Annotated in this window: 15 protein-coding genes; 6 read left to right on the top strand and 9 right to left on the bottom strand. The window is 69.5% G+C overall.

Translation table 11 applies throughout. From position 1 onward, the window contains the following. Positions 1–150 precede the first annotated feature (150 nt). The 4 genes from RAB71_RS06320 to cysD form a co-directional block, all read right to left on the bottom strand. Entirely contained in the window at positions 151–741 is a 591-nt protein-coding gene (locus RAB71_RS06320) for a hypothetical protein (protein ID WP_234006592.1), read from the bottom strand. Continuing rightward, a complete protein-coding gene (locus tag RAB71_RS06315) occupies positions 693–3,371 on the bottom strand; it encodes a M1 family metallopeptidase (RefSeq protein WP_029561928.1) in 2,679 nt (892 codons plus the stop codon). Before RAB71_RS06315 ends, RAB71_RS06320 begins: the two co-directional genes overlap by 49 nt. 761 nt (positions 3,372–4,132) lie before the next feature. Beyond that, positions 4,133–6,121: a sulfate adenylyltransferase subunit CysN gene (cysN, locus tag RAB71_RS06310; RefSeq protein ID WP_050946547.1), complete on the bottom strand. Its 1,989-nt coding sequence runs from the start codon at positions 6,119–6,121 to the stop codon at positions 4,133–4,135. Then, a complete protein-coding gene (cysD, locus tag RAB71_RS06305) occupies positions 6,121–7,029 on the bottom strand; it encodes a sulfate adenylyltransferase subunit CysD (protein WP_019799632.1) in 909 nt (302 codons plus the stop codon). Before cysD ends, cysN begins: the two co-directional genes overlap by 1 nt. A gap of 195 nt (positions 7,030–7,224) precedes the next feature. On the opposite strand from cysD, the gene RAB71_RS06300 reads away from it, so the two are divergent. The 4 genes from RAB71_RS06300 (at position 7,225) to RAB71_RS06285 (ending at position 13,042) form a co-directional block, all read left to right on the top strand. Beyond that, on the top strand, positions 7,225–9,099 hold the full coding sequence (locus RAB71_RS06300; RefSeq protein ID WP_010341783.1) for an assimilatory sulfite reductase (NADPH) flavoprotein subunit: 1,875 nt from the start codon (positions 7,225–7,227) through the stop codon (positions 9,097–9,099). A 118-nt stretch (positions 9,100–9,217) separates the two neighbouring features. Further along, complete coding sequence (gene cysI, locus RAB71_RS06295) at positions 9,218–10,942, top strand: assimilatory sulfite reductase (NADPH) hemoprotein subunit (protein ID WP_010341782.1); 1,725 nt, start codon at positions 9,218–9,220, stop codon at positions 10,940–10,942. Further along, positions 10,939–11,679 (top strand): phosphoadenylyl-sulfate reductase, encoded by a 741-nt coding sequence (locus tag RAB71_RS06290; protein WP_010341781.1) that lies wholly within the window; start codon positions 10,939–10,941, stop codon positions 11,677–11,679. Before cysI ends, RAB71_RS06290 begins: the two co-directional genes overlap by 4 nt. 391 nt (positions 11,680–12,070) lie before the next feature. Further along, positions 12,071–13,042: an IS110 family transposase gene (locus RAB71_RS06285; protein WP_353940090.1), complete on the top strand. Its 972-nt coding sequence runs from the start codon at positions 12,071–12,073 to the stop codon at positions 13,040–13,042. Positions 13,043–13,218: 176 nt separating this feature from the next. Here RAB71_RS06285 and RAB71_RS06280 read toward each other — a convergent pair whose 3' ends face one another. From RAB71_RS06280 to RAB71_RS06270, 3 genes are all read right to left on the bottom strand, one after another. Next, entirely contained in the window at positions 13,219–14,667 is a 1,449-nt protein-coding gene (locus tag RAB71_RS06280) for a PepSY domain-containing protein (protein WP_041500468.1), read from the bottom strand. Next, complete coding sequence (locus RAB71_RS06275; RefSeq protein WP_010342784.1) at positions 14,667–16,655, bottom strand: TonB-dependent receptor; 1,989 nt, start codon at positions 16,653–16,655, stop codon at positions 14,667–14,669. Before RAB71_RS06275 ends, RAB71_RS06280 begins: the two co-directional genes overlap by 1 nt. Before the next feature lie 130 nt (positions 16,656–16,785). Further along, complete coding sequence (locus RAB71_RS06270) at positions 16,786–17,190, bottom strand: DUF2946 family protein (RefSeq protein ID WP_041500470.1); 405 nt, start codon at positions 17,188–17,190, stop codon at positions 16,786–16,788. 365 nt (positions 17,191–17,555) lie between these two features. On the opposite strand from RAB71_RS06270, the gene arsC reads away from it, so the two are divergent. Both arsC and RAB71_RS06260 read left to right on the top strand, forming a co-directional pair. After that, positions 17,556–17,981, top strand: coding sequence for an arsenate reductase (glutaredoxin) (arsC, locus tag RAB71_RS06265; RefSeq protein ID WP_010342781.1), 426 nt, complete (start codon positions 17,556–17,558; stop codon positions 17,979–17,981). Between the two features lie 132 nt (positions 17,982–18,113). Further along, on the top strand, positions 18,114–19,313 hold the full coding sequence (locus tag RAB71_RS06260) for a GAF domain-containing sensor histidine kinase (RefSeq protein ID WP_029562061.1): 1,200 nt from the start codon (positions 18,114–18,116) through the stop codon (positions 19,311–19,313). Positions 19,314–19,611: 298 nt separating this feature from the next. On the opposite strand, the gene RAB71_RS06255 is transcribed toward RAB71_RS06260, so the two are convergent. Beyond that, positions 19,612–20,199, bottom strand: a complete 588-nt coding sequence (locus RAB71_RS06255) for a phospholipid scramblase-related protein (protein ID WP_010342779.1) — start codon at positions 20,197–20,199, stop codon at positions 19,612–19,614. Between the two features lie 363 nt (positions 20,200–20,562). Then, positions 20,563–21,546 (bottom strand): LysR family transcriptional regulator, encoded by a 984-nt coding sequence (locus tag RAB71_RS06250; protein ID WP_010342778.1) that lies wholly within the window; start codon positions 21,544–21,546, stop codon positions 20,563–20,565. Between the last annotated feature and the right edge of the window lie 7 nt (positions 21,547–21,553).

Raw genomic sequence — 21,553 nt, 5'->3', positions numbered from 1 at the left:
AAATCCCGGACGCGTGGAGTTCGGCCCAGTCTAACGGCCCGGCGTGACCGGCGTTGAGACAGTTCGGGCATGACCGACGACCCTTGCCGGCGCGGGGAGGCGCTGCGCGATGAGACGCAGCGCACGCGTGGCGCGCCCTTGGGCGCTCACTCAATCCTTGGCGGCACGACGCCGGGTGAAGTACGGATAGGCCACCACGAAGGCGAGCGCCGATGCGGTCCCCAGCAGCATGCGCACCGCTTGCCCCAGGGTGTGCGGCACATACAGGGCATGCGCCGAGGCGTCATACCAGATCGCGTGCAGCATCATCAATCCGAACGAGGCCATCGGCAGTCCGAACACCAGCCAGCCGAAAAAGCGCAACGCCGGCGACGTACGCCCCTCGGCCAACTTGCCGACGATCTCGGTGCTGGCCAGGTGGTACTGAAACGGATCGGAGGTGGCGTACCTGGGCGGCGGTGGCGGCGCTGGCTCCGGCTGCACCGGCTGATGCGTCACCTGTTCGGCGCACGCCGGTTGGACCAGTTCGGCCACATTGGTTCTGGCCAGCACGTCATGCAGCTTCGGATCAATGCGTTCCCCCTGAACGTTGCCCGGCAGCGTCGTCCGCCACCGGATCCGCCATCCCTGCGCCAGGCGCGCGAGTGCGTGCCGCGTAGCATGCGGGCGGCGCAGGGGCCTGGCAACTGCGATCAGTGCGGCGGAAACGCGGCACGCTGCCGCGCCTGCAGCGCGCTGCACAGGCGAATGGTTTCGGCGGTCTGCGCCAGGCCGCGGTCGGCGCCACTGAGCGCCTTCAGGCGCGGGGTGAAGAATGCTTCCAGCCGGTCCGCTTCGGCGGCATCGCAGCCACCGCTGGCGGCCAGCGCCGGCAGGCGACCGCCGTCAAAGGACCCGGAGCGCGCCACGATGCGATCGAAATTGGCGGTGTACCAGGGCCACATCGAGGCATGCGTGGCCGGCTCGGCGTGCGCGCCCATCAGCAGGCTTTTCATCTCGCCGACCTTGATCGCATCGGTCAACGCGAAATCGCGCACCTTCTGCAGCTGCTGCGGGTCGCGAACGGCGCCGAGCGCCTCGATCATCGCGTTGCGCTGGGCCGGTTCGCCATGGCCGCGCAGGGCGGCGATCAACGCGTCCACGGCCGGCGCACCACGCGTCTGCACCGCCACGGTGAGCGCCGTGCCGAGCAGGTCCGGGTTGGCGGCGGCGAAGTCCAGCGCGCCGCCCTTGCCGGCCAGCACCGCATCGCCCTGGGCCAGCAGCGCCTGCCGCACCGCCGGCACGCCCATGGTCACCCCGAGCAGGTCGGCCAGGTGCGAGCGCAGCGCCACGTCGTCGTCGCTGTCGCCGGCACGGCGCTGATAGCCCAGCGCCTGCAGGCGTGCGCCGAACGCGGCCTCGGTCGCCTGGCGCAGCCTGGCGCGCTGCGCGTCGTCGCCCGCCAGCACCCGCCAGATCCAGCCGATGCGGTCGTTCAACGCGGTGGCCACGGCCGTGGCCTTGGCCGGCGCCAGCTGCTGCATGGCCGCGATCACGTCCGCGGTGTCAGCCTCGCCGGTGCGGAACGCGCTGTCGATGGCGTCGGCATAGGCCAGCTTCTCGGCATCGTCGAGCGCATCGAGATGGCGGCCGAGCGCGGCCAGTTGCGGCTTGGGCAGGGCGAAGCGGTAGTAGCCGGTGCCGCCGGCGTTGGGCATCACCCAACTGTTCGCATCGGCGCCGGCGAGCGTGAGGCGGCCGTCGCTGGAAGACAGCATCTGGCAGGCACGGCGCACGCCCTGGCGCGTGCCGTACTTGACGCACACCGGCACGCCCCAGGTCTGTGCGGCGTTGCCGCGCGAGCCCAGCGGCAGGAAGCGCTGCTGGTGCAGGTGCAGCACCGCGCCGCCCGCCTCGGGCTGCAGCTGCGCTTGCAGATAGGGCACCCCGGGCTGGTCGAGGAAGCTGCGGAACGCGGCCTTGAACTCCTCGTCCTTGCCGGCCGCGGCGGCGATGGCATCGACCAGGTCGTCGGCGGTGGCGTTGCCGAAACGGTGCGCACGGATGTAGGCGCGCATGCCGCTGCGGAAGGTGTCCTCGCCGACGAACTGCTCGAACATGCCCAGCACCGCGGCGCCCTTGCGGTAGGTGATGCTGTCGAAGGCGGTCTCGATGTCGCCGTTGCCGGTGATCGGCTGGCGGATCTTGCGCGCGCTGACCAGGCTGTCGTTGTCCATCGCCTCCTGCGCGGCACTGATGCGGTCCAGGTCGGCGCGGTACTGCGGACGCAGGCGCATGGTGATCTTCTGCTGCATCCAGGTGGCGAAGGCCTCGTTGAGCCACAGGTCGTCCCACCAGGCCATGGTCACCGTGTCGCCGGTCCACTGGTGCGCCAGCTCGTGCGCGGTGACGTTGAACGAGCCCTCGACGTTGTGCCGTGGCGAATGGTCGTCCAGCAACAGCAGCCAGTCGCGGAAGGTGACGAACCCGGGGTTCTCCATCGCGCCGGCGGAGAAGTCCGGCGCGGCCACCAGATCCAGCTTGTCGAACGGATAGCCGAAGTCGTAGTAGTCCTCCAGCGCGGTGATGATTTCCGGCGTCTGCTGCAGCGCGCGCTGGATGCGCGGCCCCTGCCCCTGTGCGGCCACGCCGCGCAGCGGGATGGCCTGCGGGCGCTGCGGCGTGGCCGGCAGCGCCGGCCCGTCGACCAGGTCCCACGGCCCGACCGCGTAGGCCACCAGGTAGGTCGGCAGCGGCACGGTCTCGGCGAAGCGCACGGTCTTCCAGCCCTTGCCGGCCGGCTCGGTGGACACGGCGCGGGTATTGGCCAGCGCCTGCTCGCCCTCGGGCACGGTCAGGCGCAGCGCGAACGGCGTCTTCAGCGCCGGCTCGTCGAAACCGGGGAAGGCGTAGCGCGCGCTGATCGGCTCCATCTGCGTCAAGGCATAGGCATGCCCCTGCGCCTTGACCTGGTAGAGGCCCTGCAACTGCTGGTTGAATGGCGCGCTGTAGACGATGGTCAGGGTCAGTTCCTGCGGCTGCAGCGTGCGCCCGAAGGCGATGCGGGCCACGCCGGCCTGCGCGTCGGCCTGGGTGTAGCGCACCGGCAACGACGCACCATCGGCGGTGCGCAACGTGGCCTTGCTCACGCGCAACTCCTTGCCGTGCAGCCACAGATGATCGGACGCGCGCTCCAGGCGCACGCGGACGGTGGCGGTGCCGTCGAAGCTGGTGCGCTCCGGATCGATCTTCAGGTCCAGCGCGTAGTGCTCGGGCACCGCCCACTCCGGCAGGCGCCCGCTCGGCACCGCGTCGGGCGCCTGCGCGCAGGCCGCGCCGCAGCACAGCGCGAGGACGGAGAACAGCACGCGACGGGACAGAGCTGGCATGGAAGGGCCTTCGCCGATGAGGAGGGCGACGACTTAAGCACGCGCGGCGGCGGCTGTCACGTCATGAACGCCAGTGATTTAGCACGCGGGCGTTGCGGAGGCTCTTCACGTCCGGCCCCTACATCTCAAGCAACAGCCAGGGCTTTCGCCTTGCGGCGAGTCACTTTTCTTTGCTTGTGCAAAGAAAAGTAACCAAAAGAAGCGCTTTACCACAGCCGAAGGCTGGTCAAGCACACCCTGCCTTGCGCCCTCCGCGCTGACGCGCTCCGGGTCCGCGTCCATCCCGGGGATTCGCGGAAGGGGCATCCTGCCCCTGCCGCGAACGGCGCACATCCATGTGCGCCGCCCCTGCGGGGTTTTTCCCCGCGATGGCCGCCGCTGCGGAAGGGAACCCGGTCAATCAAAAGCCAGAGCAACATCAACAGCAAAGGCCGAGGCAACTGCGACTGCTACGCACGCCTGGGTCATTGCCGTGTCCGCCAACAAATGCGCTGCGCGTGGTGGCGCTCATTGCCTGTTGATCCTGATGGACACACAAAAACGCCGATTTCCGCAACAGCGAGCGCTATTCGCGTGTGACGGAACATCTCCTGCTGAGACTTGCGACACGTTGGCTGGATGCACTGTGGAGGGACTTCAGTCCCGACGCCTTGAGGTCGGGTGCCTGGCGGGCGCCTTTCGGCGCGACTGCATGACAGTTGGCTCCTACAGTGCGGAGGCATCGGGAAGGTGATCGACCCTCGCAACGCCCCACTCCCGCCTCAGTCCTGCAGCCCCAGCGCCGCCAGCACCTGCGCGGCCAGCGCTTCGACGTTGTCGCCGTCGGCGTGCAGGTGCAGTTCCGGGCGCTCCGGCGCCTCGTACGGCGAATCGATGCCGGTGAAGTTGGGAATCAGGCCGGCGCGCGCCTTGGCGTACAGGCCCTTGACGTCGCGCGCCTCGGCCACCGGCAGCGGCACGTCGACGAACACTTCGAGGAATTCGCCCTCGCCGAAGCGCTCGCGCGCCAGTTGCCGCTCGGCGCGGAACGGCGAGATGAAGCTGACCAGCACGATCAGGCCGGCATCGGTCATCAACCTGGCCACTTCGGCGACGCGGCGGATGTTCTCCACACGGTCCTCGTCGGTGAAGCCCAGGTCGCGGTTGAGGCCATGGCGCACGTTGTCGCCGTCGAGGATGAAGGTGTGGTAGCCCAGCGCGTGCAGGCGCTTGTCGACCAGGTTGGCGATGGTCGACTTGCCGGCGCCGGACAGGCCGGTGAACCACAGCACCTTCGGCGTCTGCCCCTTGATTCGCGCACGCGCCGCCCTGTCCACGTCCAGGTGCTGCCAGTGCACGTTGCCGGCGCGGCGCAGCGCGAAATCCAGGGTGCCGGCGGCCACGGTAGCATTGCTGTGGCGGTCGATCAGGATGAAGCCACCGAGCGTGCGGTCCTGCGCATACGGGGCGAAGGCGATCGGCTGGTCCAGCGCCAGGTTGCAATAGCCGACCTCGTTGAGCTCCAGCCGCTTGGCCGCCAAGCGCTCCTGCGTGTTGACGTCGATGCGGTGCTTGATCTCGGTGACGCTGGCGGCCACGGTGCGCGCACCGATCTTCAGCCAGTATGGGCGGCCGGGCAGCAGCGCGGCATCGTCCATCCACAACAGGTGCGCGGCGAACTGGTCGGCCACTTCGGGTGGATCGCCGGCGGCGGCGATCACGTCGCCGCGGCTGACGTCGATCTCCTCGGTCAGGGTCAGGGTCACCGCCTGCCCGGCCACCGCACGCGGCACCGGCTCGGCGCCGACCAACACCTGCGCGACCTGCGCGCGCCGCGCCGACGGCAGCACCACCACCGCATCGCCGGGCTGCACCACGCCCGCCGCCACGGTGCCGGCAAAGCCGCGGAATTGCGCATGCGGGCGGTTGACCCACTGCACCGGCAGACGCAGCCCGCTGTCGGCGGTGCGCGCGTCCAGTTGTACGCTTTCCAGGTGTTCGAGCAGCGCCGGGCCGGCGTACCAGGGCGTGCGCGCCGAGCGCTGCGACAGGTTGTCGCCCTCCAGCGCCGACAGCGGAATGCACTGCACGTCGGCGATGCCCAACTGCGCGGCGAGCGCGCGGTACTCGGCGGCGATGGTCTCGAACGTCGCCTGTTCGAACTCGACCAGGTCCATCTTGTTGACCGCCAGCACCACGTGGCGGATGCCCAGCAGCGCGACGATGTAGCTGTGCCGGCGGGTCTGGGTCAGCACGCCCTTGGCGGCGTCGACCAGCACCACCGCCACGTCGGCGGTGGACGCACCGGTGGCCATGTTGCGGGTGTATTGCGCATGCCCGGGGCAGTCGGCGACGATGAACTTGCGTCGGTCGGTATCGAAATAGCGGTAGGCCACGTCGATGGTGATGCCCTGCTCGCGCTCGGCGGCCAGGCCGTCCAGCAGCAACGCATAGTCGATCGCCCCGCCGCGGGTACCGTGGCGCTTGCTGTCGGCGCCAAGCGCCGCCAGTTGGTCGTCGAACAGCCGCTTGCTGTCGTACAGCAGGCGTCCGATCAAGGTGCTCTTGCCATCGTCGACGCTGCCGCAGGTGATGAAGCGCAGCAGCGGCTTGTGTTCGTGTTGCTGCAGGTAGGCGGCGACGGCGTCGCCGCCTACGGGATTGGGGATTGGGGATTGGGGATTCGTCACATCGCTCCCTCTCGACACCAAATCAGCCGCCGACATCCGCTCTTGCGAATCCCCAATCCCAAATCCCGAATCCCGGCTCATCAGAAATACCCCTCCACCTTCTTCTGCTCCATCGAGGCGCCCGGGTCCTGGTCGATGATCCGGCCCTGGCGTTCGGAGGTGGTGGCCTGCAGCATCTCGGCGATGATCTTCTCCAGGGTATCGGCCTGCGACTCGATCGCGCCGGTCAACGGGTAGCAGCCGAGGGTGCGGAAGCGCACGCGCCGCAGTTGCGGGGTTTCGCCGGGACGCAGCGGCAGGCGCGCGTCGTCGACCATGATCAGCGCGCCGTCGCGTTCCACCACCGGACGCTCGGCGGCGAAGTACAGCGGCACCACCGGAATCGCTTCGCGGTAGATGTACAGCCAGATGTCCAGCTCGGTCCAGTTGGACAGCGGGAACACGCGCACGCTCTCGCCGGGATGGATCCGCGGGTTGTACAGATTCCACAGCTCCGGGCGCTGCTGCTTGGGATCCCAGCGGTGATGCGCGTTGCGGAACGAGAACACGCGCTCCTTGGCCCGCGCCTTCTCTTCGTCGCGGCGCGCGCCGCCGATGGCGGCGTCGAACTTCCACAGGTCCAGCGCCTGCTTCAGCGCCTGGGTCTTCATCACATCGGTGTGCACGCTGGCGCCGTGACTGAACGGGCCGACGTCCTGGGCGACGCCGTCGGGATTGATGTGCACGCGCAGTTCCACGCCAGTCTCGGCGGCGCGACGGTCGCGGAAGGCGATCATCTCGCGGAACTTCCAGCGCGTGTCCACGTGCAGCAGCGGGATCGGCGGCGGCGCCGGCGCGAACGCCTTGAGCAGCAGATGCAGCAGCACCGAACTGTCCTTGCCGACCGAATACAGCAATACCGGGTTGCGGAACTCGGCAGCGACCTCGCGCAGGATGTGGATGCTCTCGGCCTCGAGGCGGTCGAGGTGGGACAGGGAAAACGCACTCATCGAGACGGCGGCGGCAGGCAGTGGAGGGACGGACCCGAAGCGTAACAGCGGGCGTGACGATCGGGGCGGCAGTGTGCGCGGCGTCTACGGGCAGCAGAAATAAGCCACGGGCATGAGCCGATAACCCCTGTTCCTTTCTGTACCGCACAACGAATCCCTAACATCGGTCATCCCTTCCTCATCCCCGGACCGGCCATGACCGCCGCCTCGCCCGCGCTGCCACCCAGCCCCTTGCCCGAGGAGCGCAAGGCGCTGTTGGCGCGGACCGTGGAGGGCCTGGACGCGGCCGGCCTGTGGTGGCTGTCCGGCTACGCCGCCGGCCTGGCCCAGGCGCAGGGACCGGCGACGCCGGCGCTGGCCGTGGTCGCCGGCGCCACCGCGGCCCCCTCGCCGGCGCCGCAGCTGAGCATCGTCTACGGCAGCCAGACCGGCAACGCACGTCGCGCTGCCGAACAGGTGGCCGCCGAGGCCGAGGCGGCCGGGCTGGCGGTGCGCCTGCTGCGCGCCGACGCCTATCCCACCCGCGAGCTGGGTAACGAGCGCCTGCTGTACGTGGTCATCAGCACCCAGGGCGAGGGCGACCCGCCGGACGATGCGATCGGTTTCGTCGAGTTCCTGCAGGGCCGGCGCGCGCCGAAGCTGCCGCAGCTGCAGTACGCCGTGCTCGGCCTGGGCGATTCTAGCTACGCCGATTTCTGCGGCATCGCCCGGCGCCTGGATGCGCGCCTGGCCGAACTCGGCGCGCAGCGGCTGCTGCCGCTGGGCGAGGCCGACCTGGAGATCGAGACGGTGGCGGCACCGTGGCGCGCGCAGGCGCTGGCGCAGGCACGCGACATCCTGGGCCGCACGCCCGCGACGCCGTCGGCCACGGTGACGCCGCTGCGCGGCGCCGCCGCCGCGACCTGGAGCCGCACGCAACCGTTCGCCGCAGAGGTCCTGGCGAACCAGCCGATCAGCGGCCGCGACTTCAAGGGACCGCGCTACGCCGCGCATGGTCAGGCCGACAAGGACGTGCGCCACCTGGAACTGTCTCTGGCCGGCAGTGGCCTGCACTACGAACCCGGCGACGCCCTGGGCGTGCGCCATCGCAATCCGCCCGCGCTGGTCGAGGCGGTCCTGGCCGCGACGCGCCTGGACGGCGACGTCGCATTCACTGTCGATGGGCAGACACTGCCCCTGCACGATTGGCTCGCCAGCCATCGCGAACTGACCCGGGCCTCGCGCCCGTTGCTCGCCGCAGTGGCCGAACGCGCCGGCGACAACGCGCTGACCGAGCTGCTCGCCCCCACCCAGACCGCCGGCCTGGCGGCGTTGCTCGCCGATCACCAAGTGATCGACGTGCTGCGTCGCTGGCCGGCGGATTGGGACCACGCCGCGCTGCTGCAGGCGCTGCGGCCGATGGTCCCGCGCCTGTACTCAATCGCCTCCAGCCGCAAGCGGGTCGGCGACGAAGCCCACCTCACCGTCGACGTGCTGGCCTACGACGCCCACGGCCATGCCCACGGCGGCGCCGCCAGCGGCTATCTGGCCGCCCTGGCCGAAGGCGACAGCGCCCCGATCTACATCGAGCCCAACGAACGCTTCCGGGTGCCGACCGACGGCAGCCGCGACATCCTGATGATCGGCCCCGGCACCGGCGTGGCGCCGTTCCGCGGCTTCGTGCAGGAGCGCGCCGAAGGCGGCGCCAGCGGCCGCAACTGGCTGTTCTTCGGCGCCCGCCACTTCAACCGCGACTTCCTCTACCAGGCCGAATGGCAGCAGGCGCTGCGCAGCGGCGAACTGCACCGGCTGGACCTGGCGTTCTCGCGCGACGTGCAGCCGCTGCGCGGCACTGCCGCCCCGGCCAAGGTGTACGTGCAGCAGCGCCTGCGCGAACACGGCCGCGCGGTGTACGACTGGCTGCAGAACGGCGCGCACCTGTACGTGTGCGGCGCCATCGCCATGGGCAAGGACGTGCACGCCACCTTGCTGCACATCGTCGCCGAACACGGCGCCCGCAGCCCCGAGGACGCCGCCGCCTATCTCAGCCAACTGCAGCAGGAGGGGCGGTATGCGCGTGATGTCTATTGAGGCGGGGAATCGGGAAACGGGAATGGGGAATGGGCAACAGCCGGCCTCGACGGGCTTTCCGTAATCCGACGTACCCGCCCTTGCCATTCCCTATTCCCCATTCTCGATTCCCTGCCCAATGTCCCACTCCGTCGAAGACATCAAGCACCACAGCCAGCGCTTGCGCGGGTCGCTGCTGCAGAGCCTGGCCGACCCGGTCACCGGGGCGCTGCGCGAGGACGATCAGACCCTGATCAAGTACCACGGCAGCTACCAGCAGGACGACCGCGACCTGCGCGAGGAGCGGCGCCGGCAAAAACTGGAGCCGGCCTACCAGTTCATGATCCGCACGCGCACCCCGGGTGGGGTGGTGGAGCCGGCGCAGTGGCTCAAGCTCGACGCCATCGCCACCACCTACGGCAACCACTCGCTGCGCATCACCACGCGCCAGGCGTTCCAGTTCCACGGGGTGATCAAGCGCGAACTGAAGGCGACCATGCAGGCGATCAACGCCGCGCTGATCGACACGCTGGCCGCCTGCGGCGACGTCAACCGCAACGTGCAGGTCGCCGCCAATCCGCTGGCCTCGCAGGCGCACGCCACGCTCTACGCCGACGCCGCGCGCGTGTCCGAACACCTGCTGCCCAACACCCGCGCCTACTACGAGATCTGGCTGGACGAGGAGCAGGTCGCCGGCAGCGGCCAGGAGGACGAGCCGATCTACGGCAACGCCTACCTGCCGCGCAAGTTCAAGATCGGCTTCGCGCTGCCGCCGATCAACGACGTCGACGTGTTCGCCAACGACCTCGGCTTCATCGGGGTGCTGGACGCCGACGGCACGTTGGTCGGCTACAACGTCAGCCTCGGCGGCGGCATGGGCGCCAGCCATGGCGATGCCGAGACCTACCCGCGCGTGGCCAACGTGGTCGGCTTCATCGACCGCGCGCAGTTGCTCGACGTCGCCACCGCGGTGGTCACCACCCAGCGCGACCTGGGCAACCGCACGGTGCGCAAGCGCGCACGCTTCAAGTACACCATCGACGACCATGGCCTGGACACTGTGGTGGCGGAGATCGAGCGCCGCGCCGGCGTGCGCCTACAGGCCACGCGCGACTTCGCCTTCGAGCACAACGGCGATCGCGAGGGCTGGCAGGCCGGCGAGGACGGCCGCTGGCATCTGACCCTGTCGCTGCCGGCCGGGCGCATCGCCGACCATGCCGACGGCGCGCAGCACCTCAGCGGCCTGCGCGCGATCGCCACGCAGCTGCGCGATGCCGGCGACGGCGCGCACTTCCGCATGACCTCGAACCAGAACCTGGTGATCGCCGGCATCCCCGCCGCGCAGCGCGAGGCGATCGACGCCCTGGTGCGCGCGCATGCGCTGGACGCCGGCAACCGCGCGCCCACCGCGCTGGCGCGCGCGGCCATGGCCTGCGTGGCCCTGCCCACATGCGGCCTGGCGATGGCCGAGGCCGAACGCTACCTGCCGGCCTTCGCCGCGCAGCTGCAGCCGTTGCTGGCCCGCCACGGCCTGGAGGACGCGCCGATCCTGCTGCGCATCTCCGGTTGCCCCAACGGCTGCTCGCGGCCGTACCTGGCCGAGATCGCCCTGGTCGGCAAGGCGCCGGGCCGCTACAACCTGATGCTCGGCGGCGACCACCGCGGCCAGCGCCTCAACACCCTGTACCGCGAGAACATCGCCGAGCCGGAGATCCTCGCCGCGCTGGAGCCGCTGTTCGCGCGCTATGCCAGCGAGCGGGAGAAGGACGAGCGCTTCGGCGACTTCCTGCACCGCAGCGGCGTGGTCGCCCTGCCCGCCTATCCCACCCACCGCCACCTGATTCCGTCGGAACTGCACGCATGAGCGCTCTGCCCGCCGCCTCCCAAGACGCCTCCGCCAACGCACCGGTGCCGGCCCTGGATCTCGATGCCGCCAATGCGCTGCTGGCGACGCTCTCCGCGCCCGAGCGTGTGGCCTGGGCGTTGCAGCACGGCCCGGCCGAAGCGGCGCTGTCGTCCAGCTTCGGCGCGCAATCGGCGGCCACCTTGCACCTGCTGACCCGGCAGCGCCCGGACATCCCGGTGATCCTGATCGACACCGGCTACCTGTTCGCCGAGACCTACCGTTTCGCCGACGCGCTGACCGAGCGGCTCAAGCTCAATCTCAAGATCTACCGCCCGCTGGTCAGCCGCGCCTGGATGGAAGCGCGCCATGGCCGCCTGTGGGAACAGGGCATGGTCGGCATCGAGCAGTACAACAACCTGCGCAAGGTCGAGCCGATGCGCCGCGCCTTGGACGAGCTGAAGGTCGGCACCTGGTTCACCGGCCTGCGCCGCAGCCAGTCCGACAGCCGCGCGCAAACCCCGTTCGTGCAGAAGCGCGGCGAGCGCTACAAGATCAACCCGATCGCCGACTGGAGCGATCGCGACCTGTGGCAATACATGCAGCAGCACGACCTGCCCTATCACCCGCTGTGGGAACAGGGCTACGTCTCCATCGGCGACTTCCACACCACCCGCCGCTGGGAACCGGGCATGCGCGAGGAAGACACCCGCTTCTTCGGCCTCAAGCGCGAGTGCGGGATCCACGAGGATCTGTAAGGCACCCGGCACGCGTTCGGCCTTTCTGTAGCCGCGCCGCCAGCCGTGCCGTACGTTACCGACCGCACCGCGTCATTTTTCGTAGGAGCGGCTTCAGCCGCGACCGGGCAATCCCATGAACGCCCGGTCGCGGCTGAAGCCGCTCCTTGTATCTGGACATGTCGCCCCTAAACAGGCGTTATGTCTTCCGACTGATCATCGGAGGAGGTGCGGGAGGTCCAGTCGCTCCTAAAGCTTCGAGCTTGCATCGTAGATCGGCTCCGCCCTCCACATGCTGGCCCTTGTGTGTCCGAACGGTATCCAGAGTCCGCCCCCGGGCGTGAACTCGCATCGACAAGGCAGGACCGGGCTCAGCGCCGATCATGACCCTGACACGATGGAGGAATCGCGTATGTCTCCCGTCATCGGCATCGACGTCGCCAAACGCAGTTTCGATGTGGCCATCGATCTGACCAATGGCAAGCACCGTACCAAGGCCAAGTTGTCCAACGATGCCAAGGGCTTCCAGGCCCTGCAGGCATGGCTGCAGACGCATGCGCAGCCCGATAGCTGGATCGCCATGGAGGCCACCGGCACCTACCACCAGGCGCTGGCCGAGTTCCTCCACGCACGCGGCTATCGGGTGTGCGTGCTCAACCCGGCGCAGACGGCCGCGTACGCACGCAGCCAGCTCAGCCGGGTCAAGACTGATCGCAGCGATGCCAAGCTGATCGCCAGCTATGCCTTGCGTCACCGCGAACAGTTACGCCGTTGGCACCCTGATCCGCCGGCGCTCAAGCAGCTCAAAGCGCTGGTGCGCCGGCGCCAGGACCTGCAACAGATGCTGCAGATGGAGCGCAACCGGCTGGAGGTCGCTCCGGCCCAGGTAAAGGACTCGATCCAGGTCCATCTGGCCGATCTGCAACACCACATCGCCCAGATCGAGCAGGCCATCGATGACCATATCGACCAGGATCCGACCTTGCGTGGGCAGCGCGAGTTGCTGGTGAGCATCCAGGGGATTGCCGACACCAGCGCGGCCTTGATGCTGGCCGAACTTGGCGATGTGAGGCGCTTCGCCAATGCCTCGGCGGTGACCGCCTTCGCGGGCCTGAATCCGTGTCTGCAGGAGTCGGGCGAGCGCAAAGGCCACGTCTGCATCTCGCGCACCGGCTCGCCCCGCCTGCGCGCGGGCCTGTTCATGCCGGCCCTGGTGGCCATGACCCACAACCCGATCATCCGCACGCTGAAACAGCGGCTGAGCGAACGCGGCAAAGCCGGCAAGCAGATCGTGTGCGCCGCCATGCGCAAGCTCCTGCACCTGGCCTACGGGGTTCTCAAATCGGGCACGGCGTTCGATCCGAAAAGGGGCCTTGCCTGCTAGGGGGCAAGACGGTATCTACACGGATAACCCTTTGTCTCTGGCGCAAGTGCTGACACCAGCAATGACCGCTGACCCGCCCCTTGTGGGAGGGACTTCAGTCCCGACTGCACAAGATCGGATACGCCGATGACATCGCTTGTCGCAACGGAATCACCGTAGCTTCCGACCTCGATCCGCTAAGCCCCCACCACCGGCTCGCGCCGCAGCACCAGCGCCCAGTCCAGCGCCAACATCAGCAGCAAGGACAGACCGACCAACGGGAACAGCAGCCCACCCAGCACCAGCAACGCCACCACGCCGCGCAGCGTGCGCCGGTCCGCCGGCAGCGGCGGCACCCCGAGCCCACCCCGTGGACGCCGCTTCCACCACATCGCCGCCGCGCTGACGCACAACAGCACGATGCCCAGGCACGCGCCGATCAGCACGAGTTGGTTGAGCACTCCGTACTCCTGGCCCAGGTGCACGTTGATGCCCCACTCCAGCGCCTTGGCCAGCGGCCCGTAATCGGCATAGCGCATGTCCAGCAGCACCTGGCCGCTGTACTGATCCAGGTGGATCACCCGCTGCTGCGCCAGGTCCGGCGGATACACCGACGCGGTATAGACACCGCGCACGCCGCGCGGCAGCGCGACGCTGTAGCCGGGCGCGATGCCGCGCGACTGGAACCGCGCCACCGCCGCATCCAGGCCGATCGCGCCGGCTGCCGGCGCCGCATCCGCCATGCCGGCCATGCCGCCGTGGTCGCCGTGGTCGCCGTGGTCTACTTGGCCATCATGCGCGGCATGCGCCGCATGCGGATCCACGGGCAGCGACGACTGCGGCAGGCGCGCCTGCCGCAGCGACCACGCCGGCACCTCGCTGTCGCTCAGCCGCTGTGTCGACATCGGCACATCCACGCGCAACCCGGCCGGGTAGCCATAGTGGTGGCCATTGGCCAGGCGATTGACCTGCGCGCCCCAGAACCACGACCACGGCATCCCGGTCAGCGCCAGGAACAGCAGCGCCACGCCGACCAGGCTGCCGGTGAGCGCGTGCAGATCGCGCCAGAACACGCGCTGCGGCGGCCGTCCGCGCACCGTGGTCACGCCGCCGCGACGCCCGCGCGGCCACAACAGGTACACGCCGGTCAGCACCAGCAGGATCGCCCAGCCGGCGGCCACCTCGATCAGCGCATTGGCGAACCAGCCGACGTAGTCGAGGCTGTGCAGGCGGCGGATGGTCCAGGCCACGGTGCCGTGTTCGGGCAACCGGCCCAGCACCCGTGCCCGGTACGGATCCACGTACACCACGGCGTGACGGCCATCGGCGGTGGCGATGGTCACTTCCGCCGAGGCATCGCGCTGTGGCGGCGTGGTGTAGCGCAGCGCCTGGCCGGGTTGCGCGGCCAGGGCCGCGTCCAGCAACCGCTGCGGGCCCAGCGCCTGCGCGTGCGCCGGCACCGGCACGGTCTTCAGCGCATGGTGGAAGTAGCGGTCGATCGGCTGCTGGTAGACGAAGGCCGCTCCGGTCAGTGCCAGCCAGACCAGCAGCGGCAGCACCAGCAGGCCGGCATAGAAGTGCCAGCGCCACACCGCGCGGTAGAAGCGCGCTGGCGCCGCCTCGGCGGCAAGGGTGCGCGCGGCCATCACCAGCCCCAGCTCAGCGTGGCGTACAGCGCGCGGCCATCGCCAGGCGAGTAGCCGGACGACCCGCTGTCGTACCAGGCGTAGACGTAGTGCCGATCGGTCAGGTTCTTCAGTTGCAGCGAGACCTCGCGCTGCGGACGCCAGCGCCAGGTCGCGCCGAGATTGGCCAAGGCGTAGCCACCGTAGCGGCCCAGTGTGTTGGTGCGCTCCACGTAGTAGTCGCCCTGCGCGTTGCCCCAGGCCGACAGCGTCAGCCTTGGCGTGGCCTGCCAGCCGATGCCCGCCGTCGCAAGGTAATGCGGCACGTTCTCGATCTCCTTGCCGCGGGTAGCCGGCGCGCTCGGGTCGGGAGTGACGATCAACGCGCGTTGCCGGGAATAGGCCAGCCACAGCGTCCAGCGTTCGTCCGGACGCAGGTTCAGTTGCGCGTCCCAGCCGCGGCGCAGGGTCTTGCCCACGTTGCCGACCTCGCCGGTGCCGACGCTGCCGTTCACGCCGAGGATGGTGGCCACTTCATCGGAGGCGCGCTGCTCCCAGTAGGCCACGCGTGCGTCCCAGCGCTGCTGCGCGCCGGCGAACTTGAGGCCGCTCTCCCAGCCGTCGTTGTAGGACGGCGCCAGGTTGCGCGCCTGGGTGCGGTAGGCGCCGTTGCCGCTGCCGATCTGAAAGGTGCGACCAATGTTGGCGTACAGGCTGGCCTGCCCAGTGAGCGCGTACACCGCGCTCAACTTGGGTTGGCGAATCGTGCCGTAGGCGTAGGTCGGATAGCGCGCACCGCTGGCGAGGTCGCGGAACTGCCCGCCGACCCGATCCACCCGGTAGCCCGGCACCAGTTGCAGGCGCGCGGTCGGACGCAGCACCGCCTGCACGTAAGCGCCTTCGGTGTGCAAATCGAAGTCCCAGTCGCGCAGCGGCGCGGTGCGCACGCGCGCCACCGTGCGATAGCGCTGGGAGATGTTGTCCTGCCACTGCGCGTCGACCCCGCCCTCCAGCGCGAAGGCGTCGGCACGGGTCAACGCCGGGCGCCAACTGAGCTTGGCCAGCACGCCGCGCTGGCGCTCGTCGGTATCGCGCTCCTGCTGCGCACCGGCCGCGGTGAAGCGCACCCAGCGCTGATTGTCGTAGCGGTTCCAGTACGCCTTGGCGCTGCCCTGCACGGTCTCGGCCAGGCGCGCGTCCAGATGCAGCGACACCTGCGTGGTGTGGCGCTGGCTGCGGTCGTCGCGCGCGTAGTCGGGGGAACTGCGCGGCGCACGCTGCGCGGTCGCGTAGTCCAGGTATCCCGCCTCCAGCGCCGTGTTGCGGTAGTCGCGCGCGCTGAGTCCGGCACGCCAGCGCCCGTCCGGATCGGTGTAGAACCACTTGCCGGAGAACGCATGCTTGCGCGCGTCGGCGTGGTCGCGGTAGCCGTCGCTGTCGCGCCAGGCGGCGAAATAGTTCTGGCTCCAGGCACCGCGCTCGATGCCCTGCGTCGCCTGTATCTCGCGGGTGCCGAAGCTGCCGACGGTGACGCTGGCGCGGCCGTCGTTACCGCCGCTGCGGGTCAGCACGTCGACGCTGCCGGCGATCGCGTTCAGGCCGTAGCGCGGGTCGTTGGTGCCGCGCACGATCTCGATCGCGGCGATGTCCAGCGGAAACACCGCATCGAGGTACGGCATGGCGCCGGCATTGTCGTTGCTGGGCACGCCGTCGATCAGCAGCTTGACCGCATTGACCCGGCCCTCGCCGTTGAAGCCGCGGAAGGAGAAACGCCCGGCGTCGGTGCCCATCTTGAACTGGGTCACCTGCACGCCGGGCGCGCGCATCAGCAGTTCCCAGCTGTAGTCGACGTGCTGGTCCTGCAGCAGGTCGCCGCCGAGGATGTCGACGGAACTGAACACGCTGCGCGCGCTGGAACCGGCGGCGAGCGGCGAGGTGGCCTGGACCTTGCCCAGGGTCAGCACGGAATCGCCGGCGCCTGGCGGCGCATCGGCGGCCAGGGCAGGCATGGCCGCTGCGAGATACACACAGCAGCATGCCGCCACGGGCGGCATGGAAGAAAAGCGGAACATGGCGAAACTCCATCGGCACGAGGACATGCCGCAGCGATGCCGCGGCACGGAAACGGCAACCCGTGGATCAGGAGAACAGCGGTGGCCCGCGTGGCGGGTGTGCGCGACGTGCGATGGCCGTGACGACACGGCTGCGCAGCGCCGCCCTCGGCGCTGAAGGGCAGCACCAGGGCAGCAGCGCCAGCAACAGCGCCACCCACGGCAACAGACGCGCGGCGAGCAGGCAGTAATCGCAGGCCGGCGCGTGCGCCAGGCCGGCATCGTCGTGGTGGCCGCCATGCGCCGCCGAGACGGCTCCCGCCAGTGCCGCCAGGCGCAGGCCGCCGCTGGTGCACAGCGCCTGGTCCTGCAGTGCGGTCGCCTCGGCCCGTGCCTGGCGCCACTGGCTGATCGGCGGGGCCAGCAGCAACAGGCCGAGCGCCAGCGCGGCGAGCGCGGCCCAACACGACGGCAACTGGCGGAGACGGACCATCGGCGCATTCTAGAGGGTGCGCCGGCCATTGAAACGCGTGCGACGCCGTGTGCGGCGAAGTGACGCATGGCGCAGGACCGGCCGCGTCCTAAGTCGGCAGGCCGCAGCCCGCCATCGCAGTTGCTGCCTCCGTCCGACCATGGCCGCAGCACCGTCGCCTCGCCGCTGCCAGACGCCCGGCTAGGTGGTCCATCCGTTGCCCGGCCGCACCATGCCGTCTCCGCAGATCGAAGACAGACCGGCCGTTCCCATCCCGCGACGATCGCCGCCCTTGCATGCCGCCGCGATTGCGGCACCATCGGCCGCGGCCGCGTGGAGGATCCGCAATGGCCACCCTTGTTCCGTCCCACTCAGCGAGCCGCCCCATGCCCACGATCACGATCTACCACAACCCCGCCTGCGGCACCTCGCGCAATGTGCTGGGGCTGATCCGCAACAGCGGCGTCGAGCCGACCGTGATCGAATACCTGAAGACCCCGCCCGACCGCGCCACCCTGCAGACGCTGGCGGCGGCCAGCGGGCTGCCGCTGCGGGAGCTGATCCGTCAGAAGGGCACGCCCTACGCCGAACTGGGACTGGACGACCCGACACTGGACGATGACGCGCTGCTGGAAGCCATGCTGCAGCATCCGATCCTGCTCAACCGGCCGATCGTGGTCAGCCCGCTGGGCACCCGCCTGTGCCGGCCCTCGGAGACGGTACTGGAGATCCTGCCGTCGCCGCAGCGCGGCGCCTTCGCCAAGGAGGACGGCACACCGCTGGTCGACGCGCAGGGCCGCTGGGTGGGCTGACCAGGCGCGCCGCCGCGCCAGCCGATTCGCTAAGCCCGGGTGCAACCCACGCGAGCGCCATGTGAACGCCGCGTCGGCATAAACCGTGACAGGTACCATAGACTGCGTGCCTTTCCACCCGAGTCGCGCTGCATGTCCCTTGTTGAACCCGCCGCCGACCCGGTGTACTGCGCGGCCAAGCCGCGCAACGAAGCGCTGCGCCTGGACGCGCTGCACAGCTACGCGATCCTGGATACCCCGCGCGAGCCTGCATTCGATGACATCACCCGGCTGGCCGGCCTGATCTGCCAGGCGCCGATCGCGGTGGTCAACCTGATCGACAGCGAGCGCCAGTGGTTCAAGAGCGAGATCGGGCTGGGCACGCGCGAGACCCCGCTGGCGACCTCGCTGTGCGCGCACGCCCTGCTCGAGGACGACCTGCTGCTGGTGCCGGACACCCGCGAGGACCCGCGCTTCGCCTGCAATCCGCTGGTGACCGGCGACATGCGCCTGCACTTCTACGCCGGCGCGCTGCTGAAGACCTCCGACGGCCTGGCCCTGGGCACGGTGTGCGTGCTGGACCGGCGCCCGCGCCAGCTCAGCTACGAGCAGATCGAAGCGCTGCGCGCGCTGGCGCGGCAGGCCATGGGCCAACTGGAACTGCGCAAGGCGCTGCACCTGGCGCAGGAATCCAACCACTACCGCAGCCGCCTGATGGCCATCGCCGGCCACGATCTGAAGACGCCGCTGCGCACCGCGTCCTACGCACTGAGCAAGCTGCAGCGCCAGCACGACGCCGCGCAGGATGGTTCGCTGGAGACCGCACGCGCGGCCCTGAACCAGGTCGCCGTGGGTCTGGACCAGCTCGCCACCAATGCCGCCGCCGGCGAGCTGCGCCTGCCGGCGCTGCAGACCCTGGCCCTGGCCGACGTGCTGGCGCCGATTCTGGCCACCTGGCAGCCGCAGGCCGCGGCCAAGGGCGTGCAGCTGCGCAGCGTGCCGACCTCGCTGCGCGTGCGCAGCAGTACCGCCCTGCTGTCCACCTTGCTGGGCAACCTGCTGGGCAATGCGGTCAAGTACACCGCGCAGGGCAAGGTGCTGATCGGCTGCCGGCGCCGCGGCGACCAGGTGGCGGTGGAGATCATCGACCGCGGCATCGGCATGGATGAAGACGGCCTGCGCACGCTGTTCCAGGCCTTCCGCCAGGCCGACCCGCGCAGCGACGGCCTCGGCCTGGGCCTGTGGATCGTGCGCCGCGCCGCCGAGACCCTGGGCTGCACCGTGGAAGTGCGCAGCCAGCCCGGCCAGGGCAGCCGCTTCACCGTGCTGCTGCCGGCGGCCGCGGACGCCTGAGGCCTGAGCCTCGCTGGCGCAGGTGCACTTGTGCTGGCGCCCGCACCCTCATCCGCCCCTTCGGGGCACCTTCTCCCGAAGGGAGAAGGAAGAGGTCAATAGCAGCCGCGCAGCGTTGAGTGGCCAAGGCTCGGCAGGGACCCGTGAGGGACCAAGGTCTTCGGGCAGCCTGCCGTCGGGACTGAAGTCCCTCCCACAACGGGCTCTCACACTCAGTGCGAGGGGCCAGGGTGCAGCAGCCGCGGGAATCCAGCTTTTGCGCTTCCCCAATCCCAATTCCCCATTCCCGGCTTCAAAGTCACTCCTTCAACACCATATCGATGCACAACACCGCCGCCATGATCAGGATCCGCCGCGGATCCTCGGCCGGCACGCTGTCGGCGATCGACAGCATGTAGTTGTCGGCGCTGGTGAACAGCTCCTTGCCGAGCCCGGCCCACTTCTTGGACACCTGCGCCAGTTCGCGCTCGCCCTGCACGAAGCGGAAATCCCAGCTGGTCCACTTGCCGCGCAGCGTGCACACCGGCGCGCCCTGGGCATCGAGCACATCGAACTTGCCGCCGATGGAGAAGAACTTCTGGCTGAAGGAACCGACCAGCCGATCGTGCTCGTCCAGCACCTCCACCCGGGACAGGAACAGCGAGAAGCCGCGCTTCACCGTCAGCACCTTCTGCCCTTCGGGAGTCCGCACCTCCACCTGGAACGGGGTCATGCGCTTGTAGTCGGAGAACCGGAAGATCTTGGTGAACAGGCCCAGGTTCGGCTCGCGGCATTCCAGCAGCTTGCGGTTGCTGTGCGGATCGAACACGTCGTAGTTGTTGGCGGCCTTGAACATGCCGACCTGTTCCTTGACGAAGAACAGGTTGTGCTGAAGAACAGGATGCATCGGGCGTCCTTGCGTTGGGAAAGTCGACGCGCCCTGGGCGGCGGCCGCACAGCAGCGGCGTGGTGCCGGCAGGCGCCGGCACGCCCAGGGTCGCGGTCTGCCGGGTGGCAGAAGGGGCCGCATGATAGGGGGCGGCTCGCGCTGCGGCAACGCGCACGGCAGTCAACCACGCCAGTGCGGGGTTTCCATTCCAGCATTCCAGTGCAGGCCGCGATGCCGTTGCCCTTACTTCTTTTGCCCGGAAATCTGCATAAGCCAATCGACGCATCGAGCACGAGGCACCGCTGTTGCCATTCCCTAATCCCGATTCCCGATTCCCGGCTTCACCGCCATTCCCCATTCCCGATTCCCGACTCCCGGCTTCTAGCTAGTAATGGTCTGGGTCAGATCTTCCCAGCTCGGCGGCGCAGGCCAGTCCGGCTGCTGGTTGCCTTCCATCACCCGGCGCAGGTCGCGGGTGTCGATCTGCGGCGCCAGCACGTGCACCAGTTCCAGCGCGTAGTCGCGCAGCACGCGGTCGCGCGGCAGCACCGCCCAGGCGATGCACTCGGGAATCTCCGGCGGCGCCGGCCACGCGCGCAGGTCGGTGTCGTTGGCGCTCACCGCCATTTCCGCCAGCAACCCCACGCCCAGACCGGTACGCACATAGGTCTTGATCAGGTCGGCGTCGAGCGCGGTCAGCGCGATCCGCGGCTCCAGCCCGAGCCGGCCGAACGCGCGCTGTAGCGAGGAGCCGGAGCGCGTGGAGGATTCGTAGCTGATCAACGGCTGCGCCGCCAGCGCGGCCATGTCCGGCACCCGCTTGGGTACGTCCAGCGCGTGCCCGCGCGGCACCAGCACCAGCCGCCGCCAGCGGTACAGCGGCACGGCGATGCCGGCGGCCGGGGCGGTGCCGGCGGTGCTGACGATGGCGATGTCGGCATCGCCCTGGCTGAGCAGATCCAGCGCCGCGCTCTCGGCCGCCTGCTGCAGGTGCACGCTGACCTGCGGATAGGCCTGCTTGATCTGCGCCACCGCTGGCGGCAGCACGAAGCGCGCCTGGGTGTGGGTGGTGGTGAGGGTCAGCTGGCCCTGGCTCTCGCGGCGCTGGTTGGCCGCGTAGGTGCGGATGTTGTTGGCTTCGGCCAGCACCGCGCGGGCGCGTTCGATCACCTCGCGCCCGGCCGGGGTCACCGTTTCCAGGCTGCGGCCCTTGCGCACGAACAGCAGGAAGCCCAGTTCGTCCTCCAGTTGCTTGAGCTGTTTGGACAGCCCCGGCTGGGTGGCATGCACGCGCGCCGCCGCCAGGGTGATGTTCAGATCGGCATCGGCAATGGCGACGAGGTAGCGGAGTTGGGTCAGCGTCATCGGGACG

This window comes from Xanthomonas sacchari, assembly GCF_040529065.1.
Classification (GTDB): domain Bacteria; phylum Pseudomonadota; class Gammaproteobacteria; order Xanthomonadales; family Xanthomonadaceae; genus Xanthomonas_A; species Xanthomonas_A sacchari.
Note: the sequence above shows the minus strand (reverse complement) of the source record. Positions and strands in the feature narration are given on the sequence as shown.